Source organism: Chryseobacterium scophthalmum, assembly GCF_900143185.1.
Classification (GTDB): Bacteria; Bacteroidota; Bacteroidia; order Flavobacteriales; family Weeksellaceae; genus Chryseobacterium; species Chryseobacterium scophthalmum.
Genome location: NZ_FSRQ01000001.1, coordinates 117104 through 130481, shown reverse-complemented (window position 1 = coordinate 130481; position 13378 = coordinate 117104). Strand labels below are relative to the sequence as shown.

Here is a 13378-nt window from a genome sequence, read left to right as displayed (position 1 = left end):
AAAGTGTTGTTAATAGATATTATCTCCTAATATTTTTCGATCCATTTTAATAGTGTGTTTTTAGGAATTTTATATTCTTCTATAATCTGGGCTTTAGTTTTCTTTCCTGTACGAATAAGTTCAAGAACAAAATTGATAATCTCCTTTGTATAAAGATTTTTTCTGTAATTGGGAAGAGAACTTTTACTTTCTTTAGTATCCGTTGCTTTCGACTTTTGTTTTGGGGTAGAAAACAAAATCAGGTGCTGCGAATAAATTCTAAAAAAATCGTATTCAAGAAGTTTACACCATTTTAGCAGGATATTAGTAGGAAGATCAGTTGCTTCGTACATTTCTTCTATTTCTTTTTCAGTACAATTCATAAACTTGCAAATGCGACCACTTTCAATTTTTATTGCTTTGATCTCTTCGCGAATTAAATGCCCAATGTTTATTTTTTTATAATCTAACTTCATTTTAAAAATTATCATTTTCATAAACCATTATCTATAACAATGAAATGATTCAAATTTTATTAAATTGTTTATTTTAAACTTTATTTCAAATAGACCTTTATTTTTTTCAGATCGTATATTAAACGAAATTACATGCAGAAGAAGAAATTTATAAGAAAACAGAGATTAATTAACATTAACTAAAATTTAAAAAATTAAAAAAACGTTAATTACCAAAATATAAATAATTGAAAACAAGTATTTTATATTTTTAAAAGCATTAATTTTACAAAAAGTATTTTTTTATTATTTTTCACCCTATGATTAATAAAAAAATTATACTGATATTGCCACTATAAACACATTTACCATAAATGATTAAATATTTACTCTACTTTTCATTCTTTAGTTTTTTATTTATTTCTTGTAATTCTTCAGGAGGAGATGAATATTTTGATGCATTAAATAAGAAAATAAGCAAGTCTCTTTCAAATCCAAAAGCAGATCGTCGCATAATTATTAAAAGATTTTATAACGAGGAATTACAAAAATATAATGAAGATAATAACAAGCTTCACCAGATAAGCAGTAAATATGTTGATGTTCTTATTTATTCTGAAAAAAGAAATGAGCAAATTCCGCTTGTGTATGAACTAATAAAGCTTAATAACGGAAAGTATAAGTATGTAGATATTGCCTGCAATTATAATCTAGCAACTCATTTTGAACTTAGCTCTCCAGATTGGTCAATGAAGTATATCAATGAGGCTATAGAATTAAATGAAAAAGTAGGAAATCAATACTTCCTACCTCATTTATACCATTTTAAAGGAAGACTATTATACAATAAAGAGGAGTATAAAAATGCATTCGTTTTTTTTAAGAAAGCATTAAATACTTTTGATAGAAAGAAAGACCTGCTTTATATTGCTTCTATGCATAATAATTTCGGGATGTGTTATGATAAAATGGGGAAAATAGATCTGGCCATTAAAGAAACGAACATAGGAATACAGATATTAACGCAGAGAAATAAAATAAGTAATAAACAAAAGGTTTTTGTTTATTATATGAAAGGAAGTCTGGCTCAATATTATTTGGAATTAAAAAAATATGATATTTCTGAAAAATTATTTTTGGAAAAATGGAAATTCTCTTTTAAAAACGGAAATGATAGAATGGCACTTTTAGCAGCCAAAGATATTTTGGCCATTTATGATATTACAGGCAAAAGAACCAATGAAGTTGAAATAATAGAATCACTGAAAATTATTGAACCTAAGTTGCAAAAAGTAGAAGATAAAATTATTTTAACTAAACTGATAAAAGATTATTATTTAAGAAATGATAATTTCAAAGACTTTAAAGGTATTTCAATGAGATTGGCTGCATTGAATGATGAGCAGGACCTGTCATCTCAAAAAGAATTAAGCAAAACGGTAGATGCTATCGACAGTTATATCATTAAAGAAATCAATAAAGAAAAAGAGGATCAAAAGAAAAAATATGTATTCTTAATTTTTTTCTTAGCCCTCATAATAGTGGTTTTTATTGGTGTTATAATTATTTTAAGGATGAGAAAAAAGAAGAAAGAAGAGCTTCTAGAAAAAGAAAAAATCATATTTGAAAATTCAAAAGAAATTCTTGAAAAAGACCTTCAACTGCAAAAAGAAAAGGTAAAAAATCTTCATCTCAATCTTAATCTGAAAACTGAAACACAAAAAGCATTTTTAGAAAATTTAAAAAAATTAAAGAAAACCAATAATATTGAGCCTGAAGAGATTCTAAAAGATTTGCAGTTTAAAATAAACAATTTAATACAACTTGACAAAAAGGATAATGAGCTTATTAACGAAAGTTCTCTGGAAAACAAATTGTTTATGGATAAACTTTCTGAACAATTTCCGATTCTTACTCAACAGGAATTGAAACTATGTGTCTATTTTAAACTGAATTTATCAGGAAAAGAAATCGCTCTTCTGGAAAAATTTACTGTGGGAAGTATAAGAGTTTACAAAGCTAAGGTAAAATCAAAAATAGGATTAACAAAAGAGGAAGATTTAAGTGAGTTTTTGAATACGATTTAAAAAGAAAATAAATGTTTATTATTCTAAAATTTAGGGCACATTAATTTACAGACCAATAAATTTCCTGAGGATTTACCTCGGCTTCTAACGAAACAAAATAGACATAAACAATAAGCTATAAAAAAGGCGGACAAATACTAATCCGCCAAAGATATTTTAATAATTTTTAATTTGAAGTGGAAAATACATTTACTTAAAATTATTGAATATTGTATTTTTAAAATGCCTTTAAGTAAATATTTCTTGGTAGATAATTCTGGAGTAATTAAAACTAATTTAAGTGCAGCAAAAAACTTGAAAACTTCACTTTGATTAAAAATTTATTTGACATTAGAATAAGATTTTATAATTAATACATCTACTCTTTCGAGATACAGAATTGTTATTACTTTCTTGATTTTGGAATTTCCATTGATAACAGAAATATCATCTTTAAACTTTGAAGAATCCAATGACATACTCAATTGATTTTTCGGCTTCTTACGAAATTAGCAGCTCCAAATTATGATTTGATTTTTTTTTAATTAAACATGATAGAAAAAAAACTAATTTCAATCCCTTTTTGATTACTTAAAAACACACAATACTGTGCTGATTTATTTTATATTTTCCTTTATTCTAAAATTTTTGTAACAAATAATATTAGTAATCGTCTAATAAATTATAATAATAAAAGAATAACTATGGAACTGAAAATAAATAACATCAGTAAAACCTACGGAAATGGCTTGAAAGCTTTAGACAATGTAAACCTCACAATTGGAAAAGGAATGTTTGGATTACTCGGTCCCAATGGTGCCGGAAAATCATCATTGATGAGAACTATTGCAGGATTACAGGCTCCAGATTCGGGAGAAATATTTTTGGGAGATCTAAATGCTCTGACTCAAAAAGAAGAGCTCAGAAAAATTCTCGGCTATCTTCCTCAGGATTTTGGATTTTATCCTAAGGTAAATGCGGTGGAACTTCTTAACCATTTTGCTATTCTAAAAGGAATTTCTAATAAATCTGAACGTAAAGAAATTGTAGATGGTCTTCTTCATCAAACCAATCTTTTCGAAGCCAGAAAAAGAAATGTAAGCGAATATTCTGGCGGAATGCGCCAAAGATTCGGAATCGCACAGGCACTTCTTGGAAATCCGAAATTGATTATTGTAGATGAACCGACTGCAGGTCTCGATCCAATGGAGAGAAACCGTTTTCATAATCTCCTAAGCGAAATCGGTGAAAACACCATCGTTATTCTTTCCACGCACATTGTGGATGATGTTAAAAATCTTTGTAACCGTGTTGTTGTTCAAAATCAGGGACAGATTATTCTCGACGGAACACCTAGAGGAGTAATTGAAGATTTTCAGGGGAAAATCTGGAAAAAACTTGTAGAGAAATCAGAAGTTGAGGCTGCAAAAGAAGAATATCAAGTTATTTCAACCCATACTTCTGAAGGGAAAGTTGAGATTCGTGTTTTTGCAGAAACTCAGCCAGATGCAGGTTTCATTCCAGTAGAATCTAATTTGGAAGACGTGTATTTCTCAAGTATCACAAAAAAAATGACGGCTAATGTTTAAAGAATTATTCTCATTTGAACTCAGAAACGGTTTCAAAAAATGGAGTACACAGATTTATTTTTTAGTTTTTCTCACATTGGGTGTTCTTGTAGGATTGGGAACTACCGGTGCTTTTGATACTTCTACTTCAGATTCCATTCTTATCAAAAATTCTTCTCTGGCAATTGCAAAACTGATTGTCGGGATGAGCGGGAACATTATGGTTCTCATCAATGGCGTTATGATGATCAGTATAATGGCAACAGCCATTCAGAAAGATTATGCCTATAATTTTCACGGCTTGTTGTACACGACTCCGATTACAAAGTCAGGTTATTTTTTTGGAAGATTTTTAGCTAATTTTCTGATATCGGTTTATGTTTTTTCAGGAACGCTCATCGGCTACTTCTTTGGAACTTTGTACGGACTCGGAACTCCGCAGTTAGGCCCGATCGATGTCTTCAATTATCTATTGCCTTTTTTGATTTTCACAGTCGTGAACACTTTGATTATCGGCTCTATTTTTTTCGCATTGACAACGCTTACAAGAAGTACTTTGTCTTCATATCTTTTTTGCATTATTTTGCTTTTACTTTCGATTTTGAGCGATAGTATTTTATCGGATATTCAAAATAAAAATTTGGCTTCCCTTATCGATCCGTTCGGAAGTTTTGCATTGAGACAGACCACCGAATATTGGACGCCTTTTGAACAAAATGAAAATGCAGTTCCATTCTCGGGTATTTTGCTTTGGAATCGCTTATTTTGGTTGGGCATTGCGTGTTTATGTGTAGGATTTACTTATTTTAAATTTGATTTTAACCAGTTTCTACAGCCTTTTTCTCTTTTCAAAAAGAAGAAATCAAACGCAGAAGAGGTCGTTTATTCCAATTCTGGAAAGTCATTACAGGAAATTCTTACCGTTCAAAAAGATTTTGGATGGATTGCCAAACTGAAAGAGCTTTTCTACCTTTCTTTTTTCGAAGTAAAAAGGATTGTTTACACGCCATTTTTTGGAATTATCAGCTTCATCTTCGGTGTCATGTTGATTGTGATTTCCAATTTTATGAAATCGATGTACGATGCAGAAGCTATTCCTGTTACATTTCTGTTGGCAGAATTGGCAGAAGAAGGTCTTTCTTTTTTCCTGCTTTTGTTGATTGTTTTCTTCTCAGGAAATATCGTTTGGAGAGAACGTGAAAATAAAATAGATGAGTTGATTGGCGTAAGTACAGTTTCCAATTTCAACCTGATGTTTTCCAAATTTTTGGGAATGGTTTGGATGGTTATCATTATGCAGATTTTTTCAAATTTAATCTGTATTGGAATTCAGTTTTACAAAGGCTTTTATGATGTAGAACCATTAACTTATTTGAAATTTAATTTATACAACCTACCTTATTATTTGGTTTTAATAGGTTTCAGTTTGTTTGTTCAATTCATTGTCAACAACAAATATTTTGGATTTTTCTTAGCCATTTTCCCTGTTGTATTTCTTCCGATTTTGTATAATTATCTGGAAATTGATGGCATTCTGTACAGTTTCAACTCTAATGGTCCGCAACTTCCCTATTCCGCTTTGAATGGTTTTGGACAAGTACTTTACAGCTATTTTATTGTAAAATCTTACTGGATTTTGATGATGTTGTTCTTATTGTTCATTGCACTTATCGCTTTCCCAAGAGGTAAGGAAAAAGGATTATCTAAAAAATATCTTCTTTCAAAAACATCATTCAAATTAAAACATAAAGCTTTACTGTTTATATTCCTGCTTTCAACTGTTGGACTTGGTGGATATATTTATTACAATACCCATATTCTGAACAAAACCTACACAGAAGTTGAAATAGAAAAAATGCGTGTTGATTATGAAAAAAAATATAAATATTTAGAAAAAATCAGCCAGCCAAGAATTGTTTCTTCAGATTTGAAGATCGATATTTATCCTAAAACATCTGGCTGGAGCGTAGATGGAATTTATTACTTAAAAAATAAACAACAGAAACCCATTGACAGTATTATTATCAAATATCCAAACAATCTCGATGGGCACTATTCTTACCAGAAAATACAATTATCAGCTTCCGGAAAAGAGATTTTTAATGATGAAAAAGTTGGTTTAAAGCTTGTAAAGCTCAATAAACCACTTCAGCCGGGAGATTCTGTTGCTTTTAATTTTCAATATAAATTTCAACCGAAAGGTTTTGCCAACTCCGAGACAGAAACCGATGTGGTAGGAAATGGCTCATTCTTCAATTCTCATAATTTGCCAGGATTAGGATATGATTCAGATACAGAACTTTCTGAAAATGATGCCCGCAAAAAATATGGTTTGAAACCAAAACCGAGATTGGCAAAAGTGAATGACCAGAAAGCGAGAATGAATAATTTCATTTCAAACGATGCCGATTGGATCAGATTTAAAACGCAGATCTCTACAGATGAGAATCAGATTGCGATCGCACCGGGCTATCTTCAAAAAGAATGGAAAGCAAATGGCAGAAGATATTTTACGTATAAAATGGATTCTCCGATTCTCAATTTCTATGCATTTCTTTCTGCGGATTATCAGGTAAAAAAATCAAAATGGAACAATGTAAACATTGAAATTTATTATCAGAAAGGTCACGAATATAATGTTGGCAGAATGATTTCATCTATTCAAAACAGTTTAAGCTATTACACTAAAAACTTTGGGCCTTATCAGCATAAGCAAGTCCGGATTATTGAGTTTCCACGTTATGCTTCATTTGCACAATCTTTTCCAAACACGATTCCATACTCTGAAGAAATTGGATTCCTGACGAAAGTTGAGCCTAATAAACCTGAAAAAATAGACCTCCCTTTCTATGTAACGGCTCACGAAGTGGCGCATCAATGGTGGGGACATCAGGTAGCCGGTGGAAATGTTCAGGGAAGTGCAATGATGTCTGAAACATTTTCACAATATTCTGCTTTGATGGTGATGGAGCACGAATACGGCGCTCAAGCCATGAAAAAATTTCTGAGTTATGAGCTTGATAAATATCTAAAAGGAAGAAGCCAGGAAAGCAAGAGCGAAATGCCTTTGATGTTAGTTGAAAATCAAAACTACATTCATTATAATAAAGGAAGTGTAGTGATGTATGCACTCAAAGATTATTTGGGAGAGGCAAAGCTGAATTCTATTTTGAAAAAATATTTAAATCAAACTAAATTTCAGGAACCACCATACACCAATTCTGTAGAATTTGTAAATCTCCTGAAAAAAGAAACACCAGACAGTCTGCAATATTTGGTAAAAGATATGTTTGAAAACATTATATTGTATGAAAACTACGTGAAAAATCTTTCCTACAAAAAAATTGGAGCTAAATATCAAGTTAAACTTACCGTAGGAAGTGCCAAATACCGAGTTGACGGAAAAGGAAAATCTAAAAAAATTCCTGTTGCTGATTACATTGATATTGCTGTTTTAGCTGCAAAATCTAAACAATTTCCGGAAGGAAAAGAACTTATTTTCAAAAAAGTAAAAATGGACAAGCCCGAAAAAACTTTCACGTTCTTTATAAACGAAGAACCTTTGGAAGCAGGAATTGATCCTTACGCCAAGCTCATCGATCGTAATACTAAAAATAACGTCCACGATTTCAAATCTCAACCCGCAAAAGTAAATCTGGATGAAGATGACAAATCTGGAGGAGCAGGAATGAAAGTGACTGTAAATACAGGAGATTAATTGTCTCTATCATATAAGAGCCTCTACATCTAGAGGCTCTTTTTATTTTTATCATGAGTTTAGTTTTTACCAAAATGAAACACAACCTATACGCTTTAAAGCTTAAGGAGATAATTTTTATTTCCTATAATTGGTTTTTAAAACTTTACCATTTTTCGAATCGTTAATCTTGTTTGATTTCATCTAAGTTTTAAAAAATTAATCAATTGATCTAATGAATATTTTTGATAAAAATTGAGTCATCATGTTGATACTTAACGCTCCAAATTCTCGATTCCCACCTCTTTTTAAAATAATAACCGGACATTTGCCTTCTTTTTCAGGCTGAATAAAAAATCCGCAAATTTTTAAATTGTCAATTTTTGACTACAACAAAACACATTAGAATCTACTATTTCATTAAATAAAAATACCAGAAAACTCAACGTTTTCTGGTATTTTTTGATACTCAAAAGGTCATTTGTGACTTCGGAGGGATTCGAACCCCCAACCAACGGAGCCGAAATCCGCCATTCTATCCAGTTGAACTACGAAGCCGGTTTTTATAAGTAATGAGTAATTAATAATAAGTAATGCAAATATTGCTCATTACCAATTACTCATTATTTATATTTAGAACGTAATTTTCACACCTCCTACAACCTGCGCACCAAGAACTTTATAGCCTTTGTACGTTTGGTATTTTGAGCTTAGAAGATTGTTTCCGAGTGCGAAAATACTGAAATTTTTGTGAATTTTGTACTCTGCTGACAAGTTTAAATCTGCATAACCACCAACTTTATCATTGGTATCTTCAGTTGATTGGAAAATCATTGATGGACTTCCCACTCCTTCAAGCATATACGAATTTGTCGTTCTGTCTGTTGCGAAAATTCCTTTAAAGCCTAAAGACAATTTTTTCTCAAACATTGTATATTTTGCACCGATGCTTCCTGTTACTAAAGGTACGTTATAGATATTTTCGTAATTCTTTAAATCGTACTTTAAAAATCTTACATCAGCATCTACAATCAGGTTTTCTAACGGGAAATATTGCAAGCTACCTTTAATATCGCTCACATTTCCGTCATCATAAATTGTAGAGAAAGTATTGGCAAAATCGTAACCGGGTCTGTCTAAAGTAAACTCATTAGTGAAAAGACTATTTGCTCCAAAGAACATAATATTTTTCATTTTCCCAAATCCGGCAGAAACATCATATTTAAAAGTTTCCTCGATATCCCCTCTTAAACCTGCATAAAAATGGTATTGCGTTTCTGTAGGTCTCAACATTTGATCTGAAACCAAGAATGGATTTTCCTGTAATAATTCAGCATACGTATTTAGTTTTAAACCACCGTCAACTCCACCATAGAATTTGAATTCTTTAGAAGCAGCCACCTGAAATTCAGCTTGTGGAAACCAATATGTTTTGTTATTTTTTAATTCTTCTGCTAAAATCAAATTAGAATTTCTTGCATTTAAAAAATTAAATGAAGAACCCAACATTAAATAAGATTCACCTTTAGCAAAGGTTACTTTCGGAGCAATATCTGCATTGAAAAACGTTGAAGAATTTTTGTTTAATAACGCAAAATCTGTTTTTACCGTTTCCAAACCTAATCCTAGATCAGCATTCATTACAATTCCGTTGTCTGAAAGTTTTACAGCATGCTTTGAAAGGTTAGCTAAAATGGAAGCCTGATTTTCTTTTGCATCAAAATGATCGCTCAAAAATGAAGATTTTACTCTTACATCATTCAGAATTTCATTAGAATAAAAATCATAGTAACCATTCACTTTAAACTGATTGACTTTTTGTTGTAAATCTACATCAGCTGAAGGATTGACCGCATAAATTCCATAATAATTATAGTTATTTAAACCATATTCAGCATTTACATTGATTTTCCCTTTTTCACCGTATGAATTTAAGAAAGCTCCCAATGTTGCCGAACTTTGTTTAGAATCCCAAGGATAAACTTTTTTAAGTCCGTTTGTAGATAAAACATGAACATCTGCCCCAACTTCTAGCTTATTCTCTAAAGTTGTAGAAATAGTAGCATCGGCTAAAATCTTCCCGTAATTCCCCATTCCAATTTGGAAATAGTTATTTTGAGCCGTTCCGTCAAACTTCGGAGTAACATCTTCACCCTGAATCGTAGAAGTTTTAAAATCTGAAACTGCAGGAACATCTGTAATCGTATATTTTACAGGATTCGCAGATTTCTCTTCAGGCGGATAATTTTTCTCTATTGCTACAGAAGTTTTCTTCTTCTCAATTTTCTTTACTTCCGGTTCTCTTTTCTTGTTAAGAATCAGCTTTTCTTCTCTGATCTGAGAAAACGCCACAGACGAGATTCCCAGAAATAATATAGATAGTATTTGAATTTTCTTGTTCATATATATTGTATTAATGTATAAAGTAAAAAGTATTAATGATTAAATCACATGAATACATTTTACATAAATACGACAGTACATTTTATTTTTTAATCTGCTTTTTAACTTCCTTCGCTTCTGCAACAATTTCAGGGAAATCTGCATAGTTTGAGATGATCTGGTCGCAAGTATAACTCGCCTGATAATTATCTTTCAGACCTATATAGTTTTTCGCCATTAACACCAATGCTTTCGCTCCCCAATAATCTTCTGATGCGTAATTATTGGCAATTTTAAAGATCGTTTCATTGGAAGATTTATACGCTTTCGCTTTGTTTTGATAAAATGCTTTTGCATAGAAAGCTTCAGCTGCAACTTCGGTGTTTGAAGATTTTTCAAGAACTGTATAAGCCGTTTGTGCGTCTTTATCTTTTCCTGAATTCATCAGACTTCTTGCCTTAATTACTTTTGCAGTTTCAATAACTGCAGCAGAGTTTTTATTGTTGGCAATTACAGCATTGGCTAATTTTTCAGCTTCCGAGAAGTTCTTTTCCTCAGCATACATTTTCATCAACTCAACATTAGCATAATTTTTAACGTTGACATTGGATGAATTTTTAATATTTTCTAAATACTTTTTAGCTTCAGCAGAATTTCCTTGAGCAAGATAAATTTGAGAAACTCGAGTTGCTGCATCATCCTGATAATCGTTCTGCACATTTGCAACTTCCTGAAGAACCAATAATGATTTCGTTGGATTATTGGTCTGGTAATAACTTTCACCCAACTCGTATTTAGCCTGATAAAGACCTTCACCTGTAGGATTTTGAGTTAAATATTTCTCGTAATAAGAAATTGCATTTTTGTAATCTTTTTTGGTAAAATATTGTTTTCCGGTTGATAAGTTGATTTCATCAATTTCAGATGCATCGATATTTACGCCTATATTTCTTGCGAAATCAGCATAACCTGAAACATCCCCATTTTTAGTAAAAATCGGTTTCGCAGCCTGAACAATTTTCTGTGCGTAAGCTGTATTTTTGTATTGTTCACCCAAAGATTTTAATTCAGATAACGCTTTATCATTTTGGTTTTGGTCAATATAATTCTGCGCTCTGTAAATCGACGCATTCGCTATCAAATCTTTATCTGAAGAAGATTTAATTACTTTTCCGAAGAAATCATTTGAATTGGCAAAATCATTCTGAGCGGCATAAGCAACTCCAATTTCGTATTGTGCATCATCGATGTATTCTGAAGCAGGATATTTAGAAATTAAAGATTTTAAGTTGGTGATTTTCGCAACATTGTCGTCTTTAAACCCTAAAGCCAACGCTTTTTGATATAAAGTATAGTCTGTAGCGTCTTCGTTTTTATCATAAATCGCAATCGCACGATCCAAATCGTTGTTGGCGTAATTAATATCTGCTAAACGAAGTTCTGCATCGTTTTTAAACTCAGGTTTCGGATTTTTTAAATATTGCGTAAAATATTGTTCTGCCTGATCGAATTTTTTAGATTTAAAATAAGCATATCCCAAATCGTAAGGAAGCTGCTGTTTTTCAGGAAAAGTTTCGTTGGTTAGTTTTTCGTAACGCACAATCGCAGAAGGATAATTTCCTTTCTGATAATAAACCTGACCCAACCAATACAAAGCTCTGCTGTGGAATTCTTTATTTAAATCAAATTCTAAACTTCTAAGGAAATATTTTTCAGCTTCGTCGAAATTCCCTTTATTGAATTCTTCCGTTCCCAAAAGATAAGAAACTTCCTGATCTACTTTATCAGTTTCAGGAGTTGAGTTTGACAATTTGTCAATCGCATTCAACGTTTCTTTAAAGTTCCCGGAATACAAATAAGATTTCACCAAAAGTGATCTCATTTCTGCAGTTTTCGCATCGGTATTATTGATGGTAATATAATTCTGAATAACCGTTGTAGGACTTTCAAATGGGTTACCAATATCGTAACTCAGTTTTGCATATTGTTCGTGCGCCAGTTTTTTTACACTTGCATCATAATCCATCTGATAAGACGAACGGAATGCTGAAAGTGCTTCCTGCTTTTTCTCAACCGCCAAATAAGCATTTCCTAATTGGTAATAAGCATTCTGAGCCAGAGCCGAATTGCTGTTTAACAACTGATTGTAATAAGAAACCGCTTCGTCATATTTTTTAAGCTGAGCTGCAACAAATCCCATTTCATACAAATCGTTTTCAGAAGGGTTTTGCTGAACATTTAAATAATCTTTCAAATGTGGATACGCAGAATTGTAATCATTTTTCATGAAATAAGATTCACCAATGATTTTGTGAACTTCCGCTTTATAAGAAGCTGAAATATCTTCATTCAACAAAGAATTTCCTTCAGAAATTGCTTTATCATAATCTTTATCATTATAATACATCTGCACATAATACGGACGCACCAGTTTTGAATATTTAGGCTGATCTTTTACCGAATCAAAATACTGAAATGCCTGCTCATTCTGTCTTTTAGAATAATACAAATGTCCCAACATGTAAGCGATATCGCCTTTCTGAGATTCATCGGCTGTTTTGTGAGCTTCTTCCAATGCATCAATCGCACCTTTAGAATCACCCATCATAAATTTAGCATACCCCAATTTCAGAATATACTGTGTATTTTCTTCTTTGGTTAATTGATATTGATTAACTTTCTTTAAAGTTTTTAAAGCTTCCTTAAAATCTTTTTTAGCTAAATAATAATCAGCCAAAGGTAAGTTTGCCTGTGCAAAATAGGCAGAATTTGGATATTCTTTCATGAAAGCCGTCAAACCGTCTTCCGCATGATTTTTCTGAAGAATAACTCCAATGACGTTATCAAAAAACTGCGCAGCTTCTTTTTTCGACTGCTCCAGATTCTGATTATAGAAATACTGGCGTGCATATTCGTATTGAGAAGCGTTGTATATTTTTGTCTGATAAAGATTCTGAGCTAAGTTAAACCTATAGTTTTCCTTTTGGGTAAAGTATTGAGACTGTTGCGCTTCGGAAACTCCGAAATAGAAAACAGCAGCCGCTAAAAGTATTTTTTTTGATTTCATTAATATCAAATTTAAATTGGATAAGCCTTCAAAAACAAGACCAAATATTTTAATTTTCAGATAAGATTTATCCACAATCCATCAACGAAAATATCGAAAAGATATTGTATAAACAAGTCTTTTTGCACATTGTTAGTATCTCAATTCTTTTTTAGCAGTAATTA

The 13378-nt window shown here is 31.6% G+C and carries 6 protein-coding genes and 1 tRNA gene; 3 read left to right on the top strand and 4 right to left on the bottom strand.

From position 1 onward, the window contains the following. Window positions 1–26: 26 nt before the first annotated feature. Complete coding sequence (locus BUR17_RS00610; protein WP_317043300.1) at window positions 27–362, bottom strand: hypothetical protein; 336 nt, start codon at window positions 360–362, stop codon at window positions 27–29. 446 nt (window positions 363–808) lie between these two features. Between BUR17_RS00610 and BUR17_RS00605 the strand changes: the two genes are divergently transcribed. From BUR17_RS00605 to BUR17_RS00595, 3 genes are all read left to right on the top strand, one after another. Further along, window positions 809–2521 (top strand): helix-turn-helix transcriptional regulator, encoded by a 1713-nt coding sequence (locus tag BUR17_RS00605; protein ID WP_074228079.1) that lies wholly within the window; start codon window positions 809–811, stop codon window positions 2519–2521. A gap of 683 nt (window positions 2522–3204) precedes the next feature. Then, window positions 3205–4089 carry an ABC transporter ATP-binding protein gene (locus BUR17_RS00600; protein ID WP_074228078.1) on the top strand — a complete coding sequence of 295 codons (885 nt, stop codon included), beginning with the start codon at window positions 3205–3207 and terminating at the stop codon, window positions 4087–4089. Continuing rightward, entirely contained in the window at window positions 4082–7786 is a 3705-nt protein-coding gene (locus BUR17_RS00595; RefSeq protein ID WP_074228077.1) for an ABC transporter permease/M1 family aminopeptidase, read from the top strand. The genes BUR17_RS00600 and BUR17_RS00595 overlap by 8 nt, the downstream gene beginning before the upstream one ends. A 463-nt stretch (window positions 7787–8249) precedes the next feature. On the opposite strand, the gene BUR17_RS00590 is transcribed toward BUR17_RS00595, so the two are convergent. The 3 genes from BUR17_RS00590 to BUR17_RS00580 all read right to left on the bottom strand — a co-directional run bounded on the left by BUR17_RS00590 (window position 8250) and on the right by BUR17_RS00580 (window position 13214). Continuing rightward, window positions 8250–8323, bottom strand: a tRNA-Arg gene (locus BUR17_RS00590). Between the two features lie 75 nt (window positions 8324–8398). Then, complete coding sequence (locus BUR17_RS00585) at window positions 8399–10168, bottom strand: TonB-dependent receptor (RefSeq protein ID WP_074228076.1); 1770 nt, start codon at window positions 10166–10168, stop codon at window positions 8399–8401. A gap of 82 nt (window positions 10169–10250) precedes the next feature. Continuing rightward, window positions 10251–13214, bottom strand: coding sequence for a tetratricopeptide repeat protein (locus BUR17_RS00580; protein WP_074228075.1), 2964 nt, complete (start codon window positions 13212–13214; stop codon window positions 10251–10253). Between the last annotated feature and the right edge of the window lie 164 nt (window positions 13215–13378).

What these genes read in the sequence shown, in the direction of transcription:
- BUR17_RS00595 (WP_074228077.1), top strand. Translation starts at nt 4,082, where the DNA reads ATGTTTAAAGAATTATTCTCATTTGAACTCAGAAACGGTTTCAAAAAA.
- BUR17_RS00610 (WP_317043300.1), bottom strand. Translation starts at nt 362, where the DNA reads ATGAATTGTACTGAAAAAGAAATAGAAGAAATGTACGAAGCAACTGAT.
- BUR17_RS00605 (WP_074228079.1), top strand. Translation starts at nt 809, where the DNA reads ATGATTAAATATTTACTCTACTTTTCATTCTTTAGTTTTTTATTTATT.
- BUR17_RS00600 (WP_074228078.1), top strand. Translation starts at nt 3,205, where the DNA reads ATGGAACTGAAAATAAATAACATCAGTAAAACCTACGGAAATGGCTTG.
- BUR17_RS00585 (WP_074228076.1), bottom strand. Translation starts at nt 10,168, where the DNA reads ATGAACAAGAAAATTCAAATACTATCTATATTATTTCTGGGAATCTCG.
- BUR17_RS00580 (WP_074228075.1), bottom strand. Translation starts at nt 13,214, where the DNA reads ATGAAATCAAAAAAAATACTTTTAGCGGCTGCTGTTTTCTATTTCGGA.